The 20,346-nt window shown below is 52.6% G+C and carries 17 protein-coding genes; 16 read left to right on the top strand and 1 reads right to left on the bottom strand.

Features of this window, described 5'->3' with window-relative positions; genetic code table 11:
* Positions 1–66 precede the first annotated feature (66 nt).
* The 6 genes from CLFS41_RS20985 (at position 67) to CLFS41_RS20960 (ending at position 5,901) form a co-directional block, all read left to right on the top strand.
* The gene (locus tag CLFS41_RS20985; protein ID WP_007863693.1) at positions 67–984 is read left to right on the top strand and encodes a DUF4886 domain-containing protein; all 918 of its coding nucleotides are present in this window, start codon (positions 67–69) and stop codon (positions 982–984) included.
* 592 nt (positions 985–1,576) lie between these two features.
* A complete protein-coding gene (locus tag CLFS41_RS20980; protein WP_007863697.1) occupies positions 1,577–2,593 on the top strand; it encodes an ATP-binding cassette domain-containing protein in 1,017 nt (338 codons plus the stop codon).
* Between the two features lies 1 nt (position 2,594).
* Positions 2,595–3,260: a methionine ABC transporter permease gene (locus tag CLFS41_RS20975; protein WP_007863699.1), complete on the top strand. Its 666-nt coding sequence runs from the start codon at positions 2,595–2,597 to the stop codon at positions 3,258–3,260.
* A gap of 238 nt (positions 3,261–3,498) precedes the next feature.
* A complete protein-coding gene (locus CLFS41_RS20970; protein WP_045093359.1) occupies positions 3,499–4,431 on the top strand; it encodes a MetQ/NlpA family ABC transporter substrate-binding protein in 933 nt (310 codons plus the stop codon).
* A 142-nt stretch (positions 4,432–4,573) separates the two neighbouring features.
* Entirely contained in the window at positions 4,574–5,518 is a 945-nt protein-coding gene (locus tag CLFS41_RS20965; RefSeq protein ID WP_045093358.1) for a hypothetical protein, read from the top strand.
* A gap of 89 nt (positions 5,519–5,607) precedes the next feature.
* The gene (locus tag CLFS41_RS20960) at positions 5,608–5,901 is read left to right on the top strand and encodes a YlmC/YmxH family sporulation protein (protein WP_045093357.1); all 294 of its coding nucleotides are present in this window, start codon (positions 5,608–5,610) and stop codon (positions 5,899–5,901) included.
* Between the two features lie 256 nt (positions 5,902–6,157).
* Here CLFS41_RS20960 and aroD read toward each other — a convergent pair whose 3' ends face one another.
* Positions 6,158–6,922, bottom strand: a complete 765-nt coding sequence (gene aroD, locus CLFS41_RS20955) for a type I 3-dehydroquinate dehydratase (RefSeq protein WP_045093356.1) — start codon at positions 6,920–6,922, stop codon at positions 6,158–6,160.
* 175 nt (positions 6,923–7,097) lie between these two features.
* Between aroD and nrdR the strand changes: the two genes are divergently transcribed.
* The 10 genes from nrdR to CLFS41_RS20905 all read left to right on the top strand — a co-directional run bounded on the left by nrdR (position 7,098) and on the right by CLFS41_RS20905 (position 20,234).
* Positions 7,098–7,550, top strand: a complete 453-nt coding sequence (gene nrdR / locus CLFS41_RS20950) for a transcriptional regulator NrdR (RefSeq protein WP_007863704.1) — start codon at positions 7,098–7,100, stop codon at positions 7,548–7,550.
* Between the two features lie 30 nt (positions 7,551–7,580).
* Positions 7,581–8,087, top strand: a complete 507-nt coding sequence (locus tag CLFS41_RS20945; RefSeq protein WP_007863705.1) for a YqeG family HAD IIIA-type phosphatase — start codon at positions 7,581–7,583, stop codon at positions 8,085–8,087.
* Positions 8,084–9,505, top strand: a complete 1,422-nt coding sequence (aroE, locus tag CLFS41_RS20940) for a shikimate dehydrogenase (RefSeq protein WP_330393565.1) — start codon at positions 8,084–8,086, stop codon at positions 9,503–9,505. Before CLFS41_RS20945 ends, aroE begins: the two co-directional genes overlap by 4 nt.
* Before the next feature lie 136 nt (positions 9,506–9,641).
* Positions 9,642–10,199: an elongation factor P gene (gene efp / locus CLFS41_RS20935; protein ID WP_007863707.1), complete on the top strand. Its 558-nt coding sequence runs from the start codon at positions 9,642–9,644 to the stop codon at positions 10,197–10,199.
* Between the two features lie 97 nt (positions 10,200–10,296).
* Entirely contained in the window at positions 10,297–12,084 is a 1,788-nt protein-coding gene (argS, locus tag CLFS41_RS20930) for an arginine--tRNA ligase (protein WP_007863708.1), read from the top strand.
* 28 nt (positions 12,085–12,112) lie between these two features.
* Positions 12,113–15,271: a DEAD/DEAH box helicase gene (locus tag CLFS41_RS20925; RefSeq protein WP_045093354.1), complete on the top strand. Its 3,159-nt coding sequence runs from the start codon at positions 12,113–12,115 to the stop codon at positions 15,269–15,271.
* On the top strand, positions 15,268–15,894 hold the full coding sequence (locus CLFS41_RS20920) for a flavodoxin family protein (RefSeq protein WP_045093353.1): 627 nt from the start codon (positions 15,268–15,270) through the stop codon (positions 15,892–15,894). Before CLFS41_RS20925 ends, CLFS41_RS20920 begins: the two co-directional genes overlap by 4 nt.
* A gap of 237 nt (positions 15,895–16,131) precedes the next feature.
* Positions 16,132–16,608: a MarR family winged helix-turn-helix transcriptional regulator gene (locus CLFS41_RS20915; RefSeq protein ID WP_007863713.1), complete on the top strand. Its 477-nt coding sequence runs from the start codon at positions 16,132–16,134 to the stop codon at positions 16,606–16,608.
* On the top strand, positions 16,609–18,357 hold the full coding sequence (locus CLFS41_RS20910) for an ABC transporter ATP-binding protein (protein ID WP_007863715.1): 1,749 nt from the start codon (positions 16,609–16,611) through the stop codon (positions 18,355–18,357).
* Complete coding sequence (locus tag CLFS41_RS20905) at positions 18,354–20,234, top strand: ABC transporter ATP-binding protein (protein WP_045093352.1); 1,881 nt, start codon at positions 18,354–18,356, stop codon at positions 20,232–20,234. The genes CLFS41_RS20910 and CLFS41_RS20905 overlap by 4 nt, the downstream gene beginning before the upstream one ends.
* Positions 20,235–20,346: the final 112 nt, after the last annotated feature.

Genomic DNA, 20,346 nt, shown 5'->3' with positions numbered 1-20,346 from the left:
CAGCGGTTTAACGGCAGATTGTTATGCCGGATTGTTATGCCAGTAAGCTGGCATGGGAGGAAGGGTATGAAAAGGATCAGGATTATGGCGGCCGTTTTGGCAATTGCCATGGCTGCGGCCGCGTCTTCAGGATGCGGTGCGGACAGCAAAGATGGCGGAGACCGGACCACGGCCCAGCCTGCAAAACAGCAGGAGCCATCGGAGGAAACCACAACAGGATCTGCACAGGATGCAGAGCAGGATGAGGGGAAAGACGACAGCGCTAAAGCGTCCGGGGAAACATACAGGAAGATTCCTGATCCGGTTGTCAAGGACGGGGATAAGATCCTCTTTGTGGGAAACAGCCATACATATACCAATGATCTTCCGGGTATGTTCTTTGAGATGGCGCAGGCCGGGGGGCATGGGGTGGATGTGTATGACCTGACGGAGGGGTCCTATACGCTCCAGCGCTTTTCAGACCCGGAAGATGAACTGGGCGAGATCCTTACTGATGCGCTGCAAAGTGAACCATGGGATTTTGTGGTCCTTCAGGAGAACACCAATGCGGCTGTTGCTTTCAATGCAAAAAAGGATATGTACCCCTATGCGCGGAAACTGGACGAGATGATCAAGGCCGCAGGAGGCCAGACCGCATTTCTCATGACCTGGGCACCGGAGGAAGGCGCAGGTGCCTTTTCCAGGGAAATGGTGCAGGGACAGCTGGCAGCCGGATACAGGACCATTGCAGAGGAGCTGGACGCGCTGCTGATCCCCGGAGGGGAAGTATTTGCCAAAGCCTTGGAGCAGGATGAGGAACTGCAGCTCTGGGGGGAGGATGGTCAGCATCCTTCCGTGGAGGGGACGTATCTGGCAGCATGTACGGCCTATGCTTTGTTATTCCAGGAGACGCCTGTGGGAAATCCATATCTGGCCGATCTGGATCAGGACAAGGCTCAGGAACTTCAGGGCATGGCACAGGCATTTATACTGGATCAGGATTAGATCAGAACCGGATGAGGATCAGAGCAGGATCAGATCAGGATCATATCAGAGCAGGATCAGACTGCAAAAAAGTCTTGACAAATACCATTGGGTGATGTATCTTCTTAACTAAGACAATTCCTAGTTGATCTATAGAGAATAAATACAGGAGGATCTTATGAATCAGTTCAAAGCCATGCAGATGAATATGGATATGATGAACGGCATGTACATGATGATGTGCTGTGTATCCGCATGGGCAAAAAACTGAATGTAAGTACCAACTGTATGGATTGTGATGAATTTAGATTGAGTTGCTTTGGGAGAGAATCTTTCAGGCCGCAAGTCCTTGCAGGACGTGCGGCCCTTTTTATATCATAGAAAATTCCTCTGAAAATCCCTATGATACAAATAACGCTCCGCGGGGATTGCGCTGCGGCGGAAGGGAAGATGTTGCTGAAGCGACCCGCCGCAGGCGGAGAATCCCGCGGGCAGGATTCTTTGTTTTATTCAGGGGCTCCGGCAAAATCATATCATGGGGATCGCCCGGCGCCCGACCCAACTTGCCAAGGCGGATTAAATACTGGAATAACAGAAGAAAGGAACAAAAGCCATGGAAGATAACAAAGAAAATGCCATCATACGTCTGGAGGGACTGGGAAAACAGTTTCAGACGTCCGGCGGCCCGGTGACAGCGCTGGAGGATATTAATCTGGAGATCCGCAGCGGAGAGGTTTTTGGTATTATCGGATTGTCAGGGGCAGGCAAAAGCACCCTGGTGCGCTGCATTAATTATCTTGAGGTGCCCACTTCAGGCAAGGTGATCTTTGAGGGAAAGAACCTGTCGGCCATGAAGGACAGGGAGAAGCGGCTGGCCAGGCGGTCCATGGGAATGATATTCCAGCAGTTTAACCTCCTGGCGCAGAGGAATGTGCTCCAGAATGTGTGCTTCCCCCTGGAAATTGCCGGGACAGCCAAAGGTGAGGCGAAAAAACGGGCGGAGGAACTGCTGCGCCTGGTGGGCCTTGAGGACAGGATGAAGGCGTATCCGGCCCAGCTGTCCGGCGGGCAGAAGCAGAGGGTGGCTATTGCAAGGGCCATGGCCACCAATCCAAAGGTACTTCTCTGTGATGAGGCCACCAGCGCCCTGGACCCCAATACCACCAAGTCCATACTGGAACTTCTGAAGAAGATAAACAAGGAGATGGGGATCACCGTCATTGTGATCACCCATGAGATGGCTGTTATCGAAGCGATCTGTGACAGGGTGGCTATTATTGATCACAGCCATATTGCAGAGGTGGGAAAGGTGTCTGAAATTTTTTCGGGTCCCAAATCTGATATCGGCCGTCAGCTGATCCTGGGGGATGTGACAGCCCAGAGGACCAGCTTTGGAACCTCCAGGCAGATCCGTATCATATTTGACGGAAGGGAGTCCTCGGAGCCTGTGATCGCGAACATGGTGCTGGCCTGTAAGGTGCCGGTGAATATCATGCACGCGGACACAAGGGATATCGAGGGCAAGGCCATGGGGCAGATGATCATCCAGCTGCCTGAGGACGATACGGATGCGGGCAGGATATGCAATTATTTAAAGACAGCCAATGTGGCGTTTGAGGAGGTGCGGTGAGATGCAGTTTGATTCAACAACCATGCAGATGCTTATAAAAGGGATCGGGGAAACACTTTATATGGTGTTCCTGTCCTCCGCTCTTTCCTATGTGATCGGCATTCCGCTGGGAATTGCCCTGGTGGTTACGGACAAGGACGGCATCAGGCCGGTTCCCCTGTTTAATAAAGTCCTGGGACTGGTGATCAATGTACTCAGATCCATTCCCTTTATTATCCTGCTGATCATGGTGATCCCTATTACGAGAATGATTGTGGGCAAGATCATTGGCTGCAATGCCACGGTGGTGCCTCTTGTCATTGCCGCGGCCCCTTACATCGGCCGTATGGTGGAATCCTCCTTAAAGGAAGTGGATGCCGGAGTTATAGAGGCGGCCAAATCCATGGGGGCTTCCACCTGGCAGATCATCGTGAAGGTGCTGCTGCCTGAGGCAAAGCCCTCCCTGCTGGTAGGGGCAGCCATTTCCGTCACAACGATCCTGGGCTATTCCGCCATGGCCGGTTTTACAGGCGGAGGCGGTTTGGGCGACATTGCGATCCGTTACGGTTACCACCGCTATCAGACAGATATGATGATGGTTACCGTAGTGCTTCTGATCATTATTGTACAGCTGATCCAGGAAGTGTTCATGAGAATGTCCAGAAGGGGCGATAAGAGGGTCCGCTGATCGAGAGCCTGTTTGATCAGGACGGCAACCGGCGGAACCGGTAAGACGTAACCGGTAAGACGGAGCCAATGAGGCAGCACCGGTAAAGCGGAACAGATAAAACAGAAACGATAAATCTCCCGGGGCTTTCCTGATGTGATAAGGATATCGCAAAAAGAGGAGGGCTCCGGCTGATGATAAAACAGCCCGTCATGGGTAAAAAATAAGGGGTAAACCCTGAAACGAGGAGGAAAACATTATGAAGAAGAGAGTATTAGGAGCAGCTATTCTGGCCGCAGCTCTGGCCGCAGGAGCACTGACAGCCTGCTCAGGCAGCGGGAAGGAGACAACCGCAGATACCACAGCAGCCCCAACCACGGCAGAGGATACCACTGCGGCAGGTGCTGAGGCAGAAACCACAGCCGCTGAAACTGAGGCAGCAGAAACCACGGCCGCCGGAGAAATGAAGAAGATTATTGTAGGCGCAAGCCCGGCTCCCCATGCTGAGATCTTAAACGCTGCCAAGGAAGTCCTGGCATCAAAGGGCTATGAGCTGGACATTGTGGAGTACACAGACTATGTGCTGCCAAATAACGCCCTGGATTCAGGAGATCTGGATGCCAACTATTTCCAGCATAAGCCATATCTGGATTCCTTTAATGAGCAGAACGGCACCAAACTGGTAAGTGCAGGAGCCATCCACTATGAGCCTTTTGGGATCTATGCAGGAAAGACCAGCTCCCTGGATGAGTTAAAGGATAAAGCAACCGTTCTGGTTCCCAATGATGTGAGCAATGAGGCAAGGGCTTTGCTGCTTCTGGAAGCACAGGGACTGATCAAGTTAAAAGAAGGCGTGGGTCTGGAAGCCACCAGAAACGACATTGTTGAGAATCCCAAGAATCTGGATATCGTAGAGCTGGAAGCCGCACAGCTTCCACGTTCCCTTCCTGACTGCGACATTGCGGTCATCAACGGAAACTATGCCATTGAGGCAGGACTTAAGGTGAGCGATGCCCTTGCGGCAGAGGACTCCGAATCCCTGGCAGCAACCACCTATGGAAACATTGTGGCTGTAAGGGAAGGCGATGAGACTACAGACGCTACCAAGGCGCTGGTAGAGGCACTGACCAGCCCGGAGGTAAAGCAATTTATGGAAGAAAAATATGAGGGTGCCGTAGTTCCCCTGTTCTAAAGGAACAGATAAAAGAGAAGACAATTACAAGACGCAGTCCGCCGGGGCAGGTTTCCGGCGGATTGTATTTTTTTGTAAGTTATGGTATACTTTTCACGTATGCTTTGACCGAAGGACACATGCCAGAGAAAGGGGACAATACATGGACAACGAACATGATCATGCCAATTATGCAGGGGAAGGCGGCCCCGGCTTGAATAGAACAGATAACGGGAACAACTCAGAGGAACCGGTTGGAGCGTCCAGGCAGCCGGAATGCCCGGCAGAACCCCAGGACAGTTCCTGGAGCCAGGCACCCGCCTCATCTTCAGTAACAGATACATGGATCCAGCCAGGGGCAGCGGACCAGCATGACGCGTGGAACCATGGAGGGGATGCCGATTCCTACGGGACTGATTCCGGCAGCCGCCAAGAAGGGCGCTGCCAGCCGGGTGCCCTGGACCAGGGAACCCATAATATGGGAACCCAGAAGGGGAGCAGCCGGAATATAAGCGGCCCAAACCCCATCAGCCAGAATCCCAACAGCCAGAATCCCAACAGCCAGAACCCCAACAGCCAGAACGGGACCGGACCGAATCAGGGAGAACCGGTCTATAAGACAGCGCCTCCATCCTATTCAGGACAGCAGGAGCCGGTGCATCAGGGCGCGGGGCGGCACCAGGACCCAGGCCAGGTGCAGGATCCAGGTCAGCTGCAGGTTCCGGATCAGCGGGGGCCGGTATGTCAGCAGGGACCAGGATATCAGCAGGGGTATCAGGGGGATGGGCAGAATCAGTACCAGACCCAATATCAGACCCAATATCAGACCCAGTACCGGAAACCCGCTGAGGATAAGAACGGCATGGCCATCACTTCACTGGTCATGGGAATCCTGGCCCTGGTCACATGCTGCTGCAACTGGATTGCCATAGTGTTTGGAATTCTCGGAATCATATTTGCCATTATGTCAAAGGGGGAGAATGGGCTGAGCGCACAGGCAAAGGCTGGACTGATCCTTTCTATTGTGGGCGTTGTTATAAACATCATCATGCTTATTCTTGTCATTGCAATGCAGGTGATCGGCCTGGTCCCGGAGTTGTTACCGTAGTTTTTGGAGTGCTGTTTTTCCCTGTCCAATTTAAATTTCCGGATAGGGAAAGGCAGTGACAAAGTCTAAATGGGTTCAGGGCTGCATATATAAGTAGTAAGAAGCAGCCGGAGGTTACGACTACGCGGATCTATGATTTAAAGCAAAAGGAAGTAATCAATGTAAAGACCTGCAAACGCCTGGGGTTTGTGGGGGATGTGGATTTTGATATGGAGACAGGGTGCCTGCTGGCTCTGATCGTGCCCGGCCCGGGCTGTATCTGCGGTTTTCTTGGAAGGGAAAAGGAGTATATCATTCCCTTCTGTGACATCTGCCAGGTGGGCAATGACATTATTCTGGTGGATATAAAAGAAAAAGAAGTGACGGAGAACATAAAATGCTGATCAGGACACACGGCTTTGCGTCTGACAAAAAATTATAATCCAAACGGAGGAGTGGCCGGCAGGGTATACCCTGCCGGCCGGTTTGTGAGAAAAAGTTGTATGAAAAGCATTAGCTTTTTTACATTTTTTACAATACAGGAAAAATGTGATGATTCTATGTGCTGTTTGTGAAAAAAATGTGAAATCCCCCCCGGCTAATCCGTGATCCATCGCGGCGCTGACATCAAAACCATCCGGGTAGAGGATTCGCAACTGCTCAGCCCGTGAGCCCTCTGTGCATGGTCTCCAGAATCATCTTTAACTCCGTCACATCAATCTGTCCCGGAGCGGAGGCGTCCCCCACGGAGCCAAAGGTCAGACAGGATCCGAATATTTCCCCGCTTAACCGGCTGACCAGCCCGGTGCCCTTCATGGACATGGAGATAACAGGGCAGGAGAGGGTGCGAAAAGCTTGTTCTGTGGCTGATAAAAGCGTGAGCACATCCGCCGGGGAGTTTGGCATGACTGCGATCTTTGCAATGTCCGCGCCAAGGGCTTCCATGTGTTTCAGGCGGTTTAAGATCTCCTCTTTATCCGGTGTGGCGCTGAAGTCATGGCTGGACAGGATGACCCTGATCCCGTTTCGGTGGGCCAGATCCGTCAATTCCCGGACGATCCCATCTCCTGTAAACAGCTCCACATCCACTATGTCGATGAACCCCGAACCAATGGCCCGGCGCAGCAGCTCGCAGTAGGCGTCCGCGGAGGCGGGCAGATTACCTCCCTCCTTATGGGTGCGGAAGGTAAAGAGAAGGGGAATGCCCTTAAGGGCATCTGTGAGGCCGGGAAGGGCCTCCAGGGAGGTGTCGGGGCTTAGGATCCCCTCATACCAGTCAGCCCTCCACTCTGCCACATCAATGGGAAGGGAAGGAAAGCGCGCGGCTTCCTTAATAAGGACCTCATAGCCGGTGGCGACCAGGGGAGCGCATATTTTTGGGATCCCTTCCCCGAAAACAATATTTTTAACCTTGAGAGTATTCATGTGGAATCAGCCTTTCTGTACATTTGGTTTATTTATGGGTCTTATTATAAGGCGGGACATGGGATTCGTCCAGACACTTGCGAAAATAAATACAAAGTCCTTGCGATTCAAACCTTATTCGGTTAAAATATATGAAGCACTTAAGCCGTGAATGAAGGAAAGGACGTATAAAAAGATGAAATGCCCATATTGCAATGAACAGGATACAAAGGTCATTGATTCCAGGCCTGCGGATGACAACAGTTCCATCCGCAGGCGCCGACAGTGTGAGAGCTGCGGAAAGCGGTTCACAACCTATGAGAAGCTGGAGACCATGCCGCTTATGGTGATCAAGAAGGACGATTCCAGGGAGACATATGACCGCTCCAAGATTGAGGCCGGAATCATCCATTCCTGCCATAAGCGCCCTGTATCAACACAGCAGATCAACACTGTGATCGATGAGATCGAGAACCAGATTTTTAACATGGAGGAAAAGGAGGTCCCCACCTCTGTCATCGGTGAACTGGTGATGGAGAAGCTGAAGATGCTGGATGAGGTGGCCTATGTGAGGTTTGCTTCCGTGTACAGGGAGTTTAAGGATGTGAACACGTTTATTGATGAGATTGGAAAGCTGCTTAAGAAATAAGCGGGATGAAAGAAAGGATCAATGTAAATTATGCTGGAAATGTTTTACCCCAGGCGGTACGAGGTATCGGCCTATGTGATTCCCTATGACCACTATCACGCCAATGGGATCCGGGGCGTCATATTTGATATCGACAACACCCTGGCAAACCATGATGCACCGGCGGATGACCAGGCCGTGGAGTTGTTTGAACACCTTCATCAGATCGGCATGAACACATGCCTGCTGTCCAATAATAAGGAACCCAGGGTCAAACACTTTGCGGACAAGGTGGGATCAGCTTATATACACAAGGCAGGGAAACCAAAGCGGGATGGCTATGAGCGGGCCATGGAGCGGATGGGCACGGATCGGGAGACGACTATCTTTGTGGGGGACCAGCTTTTTACAGATGTATACGGCGCCAACAGGGCCGGTATCTACAGTATTTTGGTAAAACCCATGAATCCGAAGGAGGAGATACAGATCGTCCTGAAGCGGTATCTGGAAAAACCGGTACTGTATTTTTATAAAAGACAATGCCGCAGGAAGGCATGAGAAGAAGGATTAGGGAGCGAGACAGCAAAATGGACGGAAAGACAAGAGTGTGCGGACTCATAGCCAACCCGGTGGAGCATTCCATGTCACCGCTGATGCATAACTTTTATGCCCGGCGGACAGGGGTGAACCTGGCCTATGTGCCCTTTAAAGTGGAAAATGAGCAGGTGGGGGACGCGGTAAAAGGTGCCTTTGCCCTGAATATCCTGGGAATGAACGTGACCGTGCCCCATAAACAAAGGGTCATGGAATTCCTGACAGACATAGATGGGGACGCCAAAGCCATTGGTGCGGTCAACACACTGGTGCGGACGGAACATGGCTATAAGGGATATAATACGGATGCCGCCGGCCTGACCCGCGCCCTTTTGGGGGCCGGGATCCATGTGGGCGGGGAGAGGTGTATCCTGATAGGCGCAGGAGGCGCGGCCAAGGCAGCCGCCTATGTGCTGGCCAAAGAGGGAGCAGCATCCATTTACATCATGAACCGCAATCTGGACAGGGCCCAGGAGCTGGCTGAGTACATCAACCGGCTTGTGGGACGGAACCTTGCGTCCGCTCTGCCCCTGGATGGTTATGAATCCATTCCCCAGGAAAAGGGCGGATATCTGGCGATCCAGTCCACCAGCGTGGGTATGCATCCCCATGTGGAGGATGTGATCGTAGAGGACAGGTACTTTTATGAGCTGATCCATACAGGCGTGGATATCGTGTACACACCGGCCAGGACCAGGTTTATGGAACTGGTGGAGGGGGCAGGCGGAAAGGCTGTCAACGGACTGGACATGCTGCTGTACCAGGGTATTATTGCCTATGAACTTTGGAATCCCCAGGTCAGGGTGGATGAGGAGACTATCTCCATGGCAAGGCAGCTGATCCAGGACCATCTGTCCATGTCACAGGCAAAGCATAACCTGATCCTGATTGGGTTTATGGGAGCCGGAAAGACCAGTGTGGGCGACTGCTATGCCAGGGAGTACGGCCTTCCTATCATTGATACGGACCAGAGGATCGAGGCAGCGGCCGGTATGGCCATTTCCAAGATCTTTGCCACCCGGGGGGAGGAGGCTTTCCGCAGGCTTGAGACAGGCGTGCTGGAGGAATTGCTGGCCCATACGGACCACTCCATCATCTCTGTGGGAGGCGGGCTTCCTTTGCGGGAGGAGAACAGGATCCTTCTTAAAAAACTGGGCTGCGTGGTGTATCTGGATGTTTCTCCGGAGACTGTGATGGACAGGATTGGAAGGGATGTATCCGACAGGCCCATGCTTCAGGGCGGGGATGTGGAATCAAGGATCCGCGGCCTGCTGGCAATGCGCCGCCCGGTCTATCTGGAAGCATCCCATGTGATCGTGGATGTAAACGGACGCAGCGTGGAGGAAATTGTGGAAGAGATACATTGCAGGGCCGGAATTTAACTGTATTTTGGAGAAATTTGCACTGCCGGGAAAAAAAGCCTTGAAAATGCTGTCTACATAGTATAGAATATAAAAGATTAAAGTCTTACCTGGCGCTTTCGCGGCGCCGTGAACGAACTCAAGGAGGAATATCTTTATGATATCAGCAGGTGATTTTAGAAATGGCGTTACACTGGAAATTGATGGACAGGTTGTTCAGATCATGGAATTCCAGCATGTTAAGCCTGGCAAGGGCGCTGCCTTCGTGCGTACCAAACTTAGAAACGTAATTAACGGAGGCGTTGTAGAGCGCACTTTCCGTCCGACTGAAAAATTCCCACAGGCCAGGATTGACAGAGTAGATATGCAGTACCTTTACGCTGACGGCGACCTGTTTAACTTCATGAACCAGGAAACATATGATCAGGTTGCCCTGAATCATGATATTATCGGCGATGCCCTGAAGTTTGTTAAGGAGAACGAAGTATGTAAGGTTTGTTCTTACAACGGTAATGTGTTCTCTGTGGAGCCTCCCCTGTTTGTAGAGCTGGAGATCACTGAGACAGAGCCGGGCTTTAAGGGTGACACGGCTCAGGGAGCCAACAAGCCTGCAACCGTAGAAACCGGTGCTACCGTATATGTACCTTTATTCGTGGAGATCGGCGACAAGATTAAGATTGATACAAGGACCGGCGAGTATCTTTCACGTGTATAATGATCTGTAAAAAAGAGCTTATGAATTGCTCCGGCGTCAGCCGGGGCACTTTTAGCTTTCCCGGAAGGAATTGTTATAGCAAAGGAGAACGCATACTGTGAAGAAAATTCTGGATATGATGGAGCAGGAGCTGAAGCAGGCATTTGCAGCCTGCGGGTATGAGGAGAAATTCGCCAAGGTCGTATTATCCAACCGCCCGGACCTGTGCGAGTACCAGTGTAACGGAGCCATGGCAGCTGCCAAGGCATATAAGAAGAAACCCATCGACATAGCTTCGGCTGTGGTGGAAAAGCTGACCGGAGAGGGCGGCCATCCTGTATTCAAGGAGGCGGTGGCTGTTATGCCCGGCTTTATCAATCTGAAGCTGTCGGAGCAGTTCCTGTCCGGCTATGTGAATGGAATGGCTGCCGGTGATAAACTGGGGCTGGAAGCGCCGGAACGCCCTGAGACCGTAATGGTGGATTACGGAGGGGCCAATGTGGCAAAGCCGCTTCATGTGGGCCATCTGAGGGCTGCCATTATCGGTGAGAGCATCAAACGCATGGGACGGTTCCTGGGCCATAAGATGATCGGTGATGTGCATCTGGGAGACTGGGGGCTGCAGATGGGGCTGATCATTGAGGAATTGAGGGACAGAAAACCGGAGCTGGTGTATTTTGACCAGACATACACAGGGGAATTCCCCTCCCAGGCTCCCTTTACCATCAGTGAATTGGAAGAGATTTATCCTGCGGCCAGCGCAAAGTCCAAGGAGGATGAGGCGTTTAAGGAAAGAGCCCATGAGGCGACCTTAAAGCTTCAGAAGGGATATCCGCCCTATAGGGCTATCTGGCAGCATATCATGGCTGTTTCAGTGGAGGACCTTAAAAAGAATTACTCCAACCTGAATGTGGAGTTTGACCTGTGGAAGGGCGAAAGTGATGCCGAGCCTTATATCGGGGATATGATCCAAATGCTCATTGACAAGGGACTGGCCTATGAGAGCCAGGGGGCCCTGGTGGTGGATGTGGCTGAGGAGAGCGATTCCAAGGAGATCCCCCCCTGTCTGATCCGCAAGTCGGACGGAGCATCCCTGTACGCCACCTCAGACCTGGCTACCATTGTGGAACGGGAGCAGGATTTCCATCCGGACCGGTATATCTATGTGGTGGATAAGCGTCAGGGCATGCACTTTGAGCAGGTATTCAGGGTGGCAAAGAAAGCCGGGATCGTGGCTCAGGATACGCCCATGATATTCCTTGGATTTGGCACCATGAACGGCAAGGATGGAAAGCCGTTTAAGACACGGGAAGGCGGAGTCATGCGCCTGGAGAAGCTGATCGATGAGATCGATGACGCTGTGTATGCCAGGATCATGGAGAACAGGACCGTGTCCCGGGAGGAAGCCAGGACGACCTCTAAGATCGTGGGTCTGGCTGCCTTAAAGTATGGGGATCTGTCCAACCAGGCGGGCAAGGATTATGTGTTTGATACGGAGCGGTTTACTTCCTTTGAGGGGAATACAGGACCTTATATTCTGTACACCATTGTACGTATCAAGTCCATTCTTTCCAAGTACAGGGACAATGGCGGCTCAGTCAGTGAGCAAGCGCTGGAAAAGCATATTCTTCCTCCGTGCGGAGAGTCGGAAAAGGCCCTGATGCTTATGCTGTCCAAATACAACGAGGTGCTGGAAAACAGCTTTGCAGAGACAGCGCCCCACAAAATCTGTCAGTACATCTACGAGCTGGCAAATGCGTTTAACAGCTTTTATCACGATACCAAGATCCTGTCAGAGGAGGATGAGGCCAGGAAGGACAGCTATATCGGCCTGATCACCCTCACCAAACGGGTACTGGAAACCTGCATCGGACTGCTGGGAATTGAGGCGCCGGACCGTATGTAGATGACCGCCGAAAGGGAGCATCAGTCCAATGAAGATTATCAGGATGAACGCCAGCAGCTTCTGGAAAGGAGAGGCTGGTGTAAAAGGCCTGGTGGAAGACCAGGGCAAGACATATAACGTAACTTTATATCTGGGGAGTGGCCGTGTGAAGGATTACTCTTGCTCCTGTGCAAAGGGCAATTCTTATAAGGGCATGTGTGCCCATGGGGAGGCCCTTTTTGCATATTATAGGCAGCAGAAGGAGGAGGGTTCAAAGCCTCCTGTCCACACCTCCAACCAGGCGCATACCATGATCCGTGAGTACACCAACCGGGAAGTGGCGCAGATCCTGGCAGAGGATGAGGTGGGCCGCGTAAGGCTGGTACCCGTTCTTGTGATAAGCGCAAGGGATATCCGTCTGGAATTTAAGGCCGGCATCACCCGGTTTTATGCCCTTCGGGATTTAAGCGCTTTCAGGGAAGCGGTGGAGAACGGCACGTACGTGGAGTATGGAAAGGATTTGGGATTCCACCACCAGAAATCCGCCTTTGAAAAGGAGAGCCAAAGCCTTTTGTCCCTTCTCCTGGGAGTGACGGAGAACCAGAAGGCGGTCCGTGATATCGGCCTGAGCCGTATGAACAGGGACCGCTTTTTTTCCATGGTCATGGGGCAGGAACTGGAAGTACAGATCCCGGGCGGGATCAAGGTGAAGATGGATGTGCTGGACGCGGACCCGGTCATGGCCCTTAAAGTATCAAAATACGGGAGGGACGGCCTGAAGGTGGAGTTTCAGGGGGTGGCGGACGGAAGGGACCAAAGGCCATGCCGTATGATCGCATGTCTGAAAGGCGAGCGTCATCTTTATGTGGTGTCAGGGCATGGGATATACTGCTGCAGCGAGGCGTTTACCACCAGTATGGAACCGTTTCTGGAACAGATTGAGAAGGAAGGGGAGAGGAGCGTTCTCATCGGGAATAAGGATATCCCTCTTTTCTATGAACGGGTGATCAGGAATATAAGCCCTTACAGCCGTCTTCTGCTGGAGGATGTGGATTTTAACGACTATGAGCCTGAACCGCTGAGGGCCGCCTTCCGTTTTGACACCGGGGAACATGGTGAACTTCTCCTGGAACCCAGCCTGTCTTATGGGGAGTATACCTTCCATCCTCTGGAGGACGAGAACCTGCCCAAGACCATATGCAGGGACGTGCCCGGAGAGTGCAGGGTCAGCCGTCTGATCCAGAAGTATTTTAAATATAAGGATCCGGAAGGCATGAAGCTGGTGATCAGGGATGACGAGGATGCGGTTTACCGGCTTCTGGAATCAGGTATGGAAGAGTTCCGCCTGATGGGGGAGGTTTACATCTCCGAAAGCCTGAGGGAGTGGAAGATACTTCCTTCCCCCAAGGTGAGTGTGGGCGTGGGCGTGTCCTCCGGGTGGCTGGAGCTGTCCGTGGACATGGGAGACTTAAAGGGCGAGGAATTATCCAGGATCCTGGCGGCCTACAGCCAGAAGAAGAAATACTACAGGCTTAAAAGCGGCCAGTTCCTGAGGCTGGGGGACGGCGGTCTTTTTACAGTCAGCCAGATGGCAGCGGACCTGGGGCTCAGCAAAAAGGAGCTGCAAAAGGGAACCTTCAGGCTGCCCGCATACAGGGCCCTGTACCTGGACCATCTGCTAAAGGAAAGTCCCGGGGTTGCCTATTACCGTGACCAGCTGTTAAAAGCCATGGTCAGGGGGATCAAGTCCGTGGAGGACAGCGACTACCCGGTGCCCAAAGCCCAGCGCGGGGTCCTCAGGGAGTATCAGCGGGTTGGATATTGCTGGCTTAAGACATTGGACAGCTATGGCTTTGGCGGGATCCTGGCGGATGACATGGGCCTGGGCAAAACCCTTCAGATCATCACCCTTTTGGAGGACGCATACGAAGGGGGAGAGCAGCAGCCCTCCCTGATCGTGTGCCCGGCTTCCCTGGTCTATAACTGGGAGCATGAGATCGGCAAATTCGCGCCGGAGCTTAAGGTCCTTTCCATTGTGGGAAACGGGCCTGAAAGGGAGGAGAAGCTTAAGGCGGTCATCCGGTCCCAGGACCGCTTCAATGTCCTTGTCACTTCCTACGATCTTTTAAAGCGGGATATGGCCTGTTATCAGGAGATACGGTTCAGGTACCAGGTCATAGATGAAGCGCAGTATATAAAGAACGCCGCCACCCAAAGTGCCAAGGCGGTAAAGTCCATTGATGTAAAGACCCGCTTTGCGCTGACAGGGACTCCGGTGGAGAACCGTCTCAGCGAACTCTGGAGCATTTTTGACTACCTGATGCCGGGATTCCTTTTTGGAAGCCAGTATTTTAAGAAAGAGTATGAAACCCCTATTGTAAAGGAGAGGGATGAGGATGCCCTGCTGCGGCTCAGACGCATCATCGGCCCGTTCGTGTTAAGAAGGGTAAAGCGGGATGTGCTTAAGGAACTGCCGGAAAAACTGGAGCAGGTAGTGTACTCAAACTTTGAGGACGAGCAGAAAAAGCTGTACACTGCCAATGCGGTGCAGCTGAAGGAAAAACTGGAGTCAGGGGGATTTGCCCAGGCCGGGGAGGGCAAACTCCAGATACTGGCCGAACTCATGCGCCTGCGTCAGATCTGCTGCGATCCCAGGCTGTGTTATGAGAACTACAGAAACGGATCGGCCAAGCTTGAGACATGTATGGATCTCATACGCAGAGGTGTTTCCGGGGAGCATAAGATCCTTTTGTTCTCACAGTTCACCTCCATGCTGGAACTGGTCGAGGCACGGCTTTTAAAAGAAGACATCAAGTGCCATAAACTGACCGGCTCCACCTCCAAGGAGGACCGCATCCGCATGGTAGGAGAGTTCCAGCGGGATGATGTGCCCGTGTTCCTGATCAGCCTGAAGGCTGGCGGCACGGGGCTTAACCTGACAGCGGCCGACATTGTGATCCACTATGACCCCTGGTGGAATGTGGCGGCCCAGAACCAGGCCACGGACAGGACCCACAGGATCGGCCAGGAAAAACAGGTTACGGTCTATAAACTGATTACCAGAAATACCATAGAAGAGAACATCTTAAAACTTCAGGAATCCAAACAGTACCTGGCCGATCAGATCGTCACAGAGGGAACGGTGAGTTTTGGAAGCCTGACAAGGGAAGATATTCTGAACATAGTGACCCAGGAGGTAGAAGAATGAAAGTATTAATGTTAAACGGAAGCCCTCATGAAAAGGGATGTACCTACACTGCATTGACGGAAGCGGCCAAAGAGCTGAACAAAGCCGGGATTGAGACGGAGATCCTGCACGTGGGCGGGGATGATGTACGCGGCTGCATGGGATGCGGGGCCTGCGTTAAGCTGGGCAGATGCATTTACAACAACGACAAGGTCAATGAGGCGGTGGAGAAGCTGAAGGGATCCGATGGCCTGGTGGTGGGCTCGCCGGTCCATTACGCATCCGCGGGCGGTGCCATCACTTCATTCTTAGACAGGTTCTTTTATTCAGGCAGCGCTTACGCTGTGCATAAGCCCGGGGCAGCGGTTGCCTCCGCCCGCCGGGCAGGCACCACGGCCACCCTGGACCAGCTGAATAAATATTTCATGATCTCCCAGATGCCGGTGGTATCCTCCCAGTATTGGAACATGGTGCACGGAAGCTGCCCGGAGGATGTGAAAAAGGACGAGGAGGGGATGCAGATCATGCGTGTCCTGGGCCGTAACATGGCCTGGCTGCTCCAGTCCATAGAGGCAGGTAAAAAGGCGGGGATATCATGTCCCCAGCCGGAGACTGAGAAAAAGAGAACGAATTTTATACGGTAAAACCATAGGGATCCCGGCGTCTGCTTCAAGGCGCCGGGATTTTTGCGAAAAAGGCCCTTGATTTTTATTCTCCGCAGAGTTATACTATGCAAATAATTAGCTAACTAATGATAAACCAGCTAATAGTAAACCAGCTAATAGTAAACCAGCTAATAGTAAACCGGTTAATGATAAACCGGCTAATAGCAAATCGGCGGATGATCGGCCAGGTAACCACCTGACGGAGGAGGAAGGAAGATGGAAAGACCAACATACAGGGAGCCCTTTGATTCACCGGAGCACCGGCTCATTGAAAAGTATATACGGGTGACCAGGCTGCACCGGAGCATGGTGGAACACCAGCTGGAGGGAACCGGTGTCTACCGCAGCCAGCATCAGATACTGATGTACGTGTCGAGGAATCCCAATGTATCCCAGAAGGAGCTGGCCGGAATGTACGGAGTATCCGGCGCCACCATAGCGGTTTCCCTTAAGAAGCTGGAAAGAGGAGGCTATATCAGCCGCCTGGTGGACCAGAATGACAACCGGTGTAACCAGATATGCATCACTGAAAAGGGAAAACGGGTGGTGGAGGACAGCGTTTCCATTTTCCGGCGCATGGAACTTTCCATGTTTGAGGGATTTTCCGAGAATGACAGGAAGGTGCTGGGGGAACTGCTGGACCGGATCTATGAGAATTTACAGCATATACCAGATGAAAGAGAGGACAATTAAGTGAAGCGGTATAAAAAATATATGCGGCCCTATCTCAGCGCTTTTATCATAGGGCCTCTTCTGATGCTGACAGAAGTATTTGGCGAGATCATGCTGCCAAAACTCATGTCAATGATCATCAACCACGGCGTGGCTGACAGGAATCTCCCGTATATCCTGTCCATGGGGGCCGTGATGGTACTCACCACCTTTGTGATGGCCGCGGGAGGGATCGGAGGGGCTTACTTTTCAGCCAAGGCATCCATCTGCTTTACAAGTGACCTGAGGGATGACCTGTTTGCAAAGGTACAGGAATTTTCCTTTAAGAACATAGACAGCTATTCCACAGGTTCCCTTGTCACCAGGCTGACCAATGACATACAGCAGATACAGAACGTGGTCATGATGGGCCTGCGTCTCATGCTCAGGGCCCCCGGAATGTTTGTGGGCGCCCTGATTATGGCGTTTATCATGAATGCAAGGCTGGCCGTGGTCATCCTGGTGGTGATCCCCCTCCTTACACTGACCATAGCGCTGATCCTCAGGACTGCATTTCCAAGGTTCACCGTTATGCAGAAGAAACTGGACCGGTTAAATTCCGGCATCCAGGAAGCCCTGACCAATGTGCGCGTGATCAAATCCTTTGTGCGGGAGGATTTTGAATATAACAAATTTAAGGAAATGAACCAGGACCTGAAGGAGAGCAGCTTAAGCGCCATGAAGATCGTGATCGCCACCATGCCCGTGATGATGCTGGCCATGAACATCACAACCCTGGCAGTGGTGTGGTACGGGGGCAATATCATCATTGCGGGAGACATGCCGGTGGGGGACCTGACTGCCTTTACCACGTATATTGTGCAGATCCTCATGTCCCTCATGATGCTGTCCATGGTCTTTTTACAGAGTTCCAGGGCCATGGCATCGGTTAAGCGTGTAAGCGAGGTGATGGACACCAGGATCGACCTGACAGATGAGCAGGCTTCCAGAAAGGACCTGGTGGTCGCAGAGGGACGGGTGGAATTCAGACATGTGGACTTCAGCTATTCGGACAATGAGAAGGAGCTGGTGCTGGAGGATGTAAGCTTTACCGTTGAACCGGGTCAGACCCTTGGGATCATCGGGTCCACGGGCAGCGGAAAGACCACCCTGGTCCAGATGATACCCCGCCTCTATGACGCCACCAGGGGACAAGTGCTGGTGGACGGCGTGGATGTAAGGGAGTATTCCCTGCGGAACCTCAGGGAGGGCGTGGGCATGGTCCTTCAGAAGAATGTCCTGTTCTCCGGCACCATTGAGGAGAATCTGCGCTGGGGCAGTGAGGACGCCACCAGGGAGGAGATCAGGGCCATGGCCCAAAGCGCCCAGGCCGATGGATTTGTCACATCCTTTACCCATGGATATGACACGGATATGGGACAGGGAGGCGTCAATGTCTCAGGCGGGCAGAAACAGCGCCTGTGCATTGCAAGGGCGCTGTTAAAGCGGCCTAGGATCCTAATACTGGATGACAGCACCAGTGCCGTGGACACGGCCACAGAGGCTAAGATCAGGGAATGTTTCCGGACCACCCTTAAGGATACCACAAAGATCATCATTGCACAGCGCATTGGCTCCGTGGAGGAATCCGACCTGATCCTGGTGTTGGATGACGGGCGGATCATTGGCCAGGGTAGCCATAAGGACCTGCTGGAACACTGCGAAGCTTACCAGGAGATCTACTATTCCCAGAGAGACCGGGAAAAGACACAGGAGGTGAGCGCATCATGAATCAACAGCATAAAATCGAAAGCCTGAAACGGCGCTATGGGCGCACTCCCTCCTCCGGTCCGGCAAAGGGGCCTATGGGGGGCCACGGGCCAGGAGCCAGGATGGCGGCCGTGGGCAAGGGAATGCCAAAGAACAGCCGGCAGACCATCAGGCGTCTGATGCATTATCTGAATGAGGACAAGGCCAAGATGACCCTTGCTTTTGCCTGTGTCATTGTAAATACCGTGGCCACCCTGGCGGGCTCCTATATGTTGAGGCCCATCATCAATACATTTATCGCACCGCCTGACGGAAGCCCGGGGAATGCCGCAGGGCTTGCAAAGGCGCTGGTCATGCTGGCGCTGGTATTCATAGTGGGCGTGATCGCCAACTATGCCCAGGCAAAGGTTATGCTGACCGTGGCCCAGAACGCACTGCAGAAGATCCGCAATGAACTGTTTGGGAACATGCAGAGACTGCCGGTGCGCTTTTACGACACCAATTCCAACGGCGACCTTATGAGCCGTTTCACCAATGATGTGGACACCATAGGGCAGATGCTGAGCAGCACGCTGGTGCAGCTGTTCTCCGGTGCGCTGAGCATCATAGGAACCCTGGCCCTGATGCTGTACACCAATTTGATCCTGACCGCTGTCACCGTGCTTATGATACCTATTATGATGAAGGCAGGAGGAGCGGTGGCAGGAAGGAGCCAGAAGTATTTTACCGTCCAGCAGGCATCCCTGGGAGCTGTGAACGGATATATAGAGGAGACGGTTACAGGGCAGAAGGTGGTCAAGGTATTCTGCCATGAGGATGCGGCTAAAGAGGAATTTAAAATACTGAACCAGGACCTGAGGAACAACCAGATCCGGGCCCAGTTTTTCGGGGGCATCATGGGGCCGGTCATGGGAAACTTAAGCCAGATCAATTATTCCCTGACAGCCTGTATCGGCGGCCTGCTGTGTGTGCTCAGAGGATTTGATGTGGGAGGCCTTACCGTGTTCCTGAACTTTTCACGTCAGTTCTCCAGGCCTATCAACGAGATTTCCATGCAGGTGAGCAATGTATTCTCCGCCCTTGCGGGAGCGGAACGTGTCTTTGCCGTGATGGATGAGGAGCCGGAACCGGCAGATGACCAGGATGCGGTGACCCTGCATCCAATGGTAGGCCACGTGATCCTGGACCATGTCACATTCGGATACGACCCGGATAAGACCATATTAAAGGATATAAGCCTGTACGCCAAACCGGGCCAGAAGATCGCCTTTGTGGGGTCCACGGGAGCGGGGAAGACCACCATAACCAATCTTCTGAACCGCTTCTACGATATACAGTCAGGCGTCATCACCATTGACGGGGTGGACATACGCCGCATGAACCGGGACGGCCTGAGACAGAATATCGCTATGGTGCTTCAGGATACCCATCTGTTTACAGGCACGGTGATGGAAAATATCCGGTACGGAAGGCTGGACGCAACGGATGATGAGGTGATACAGGCGGCCAGGACCGCCTCGGCCCACTCCTTTATCATGCGCCTTCCCCATGGATATGATACCATGCTGGAGGGGGACGGAGCCAACTTAAGCCAGGGGCAGAGACAGCTCCTTAATATTGCGAGGGCAGCCATTTCCAAAGCTCCGGTGCTGATCCTGGACGAGGCCACCAGCTCCGTGGATACCAGGACTGAGAAACACATTGAACACGGCATGGACCGGCTCATGGCGGACCGCACCACGTTTGTCATAGCCCACCGTCTTTCCACGGTCAGGAACGCCAATGCCATCATGGTCCTGGAACAGGGGGAGATTATTGAAAGAGGAGATCATGAGGAACTTCTGGCTCTCAAAGGAAGATACTACGAATTGTATACGGGTATGAAAGAACTGGATTAATTGCCACGAAATTAACATATAAATTAAAAAAATAACGATTAAATTCTGTATTGTATACAATGTATATTTATGCTATACTAAACTGGTGTATTCGGGAGGGGACCAGGCAGCT

The organism is Clostridium sp. FS41, from assembly GCF_000954015.1.
Lineage (GTDB): Bacteria > Bacillota > Clostridia > Lachnospirales > Lachnospiraceae > Enterocloster > Enterocloster citroniae.
Note: the sequence above shows the minus strand (reverse complement) of the source record. Positions and strands in the feature narration are given on the sequence as shown.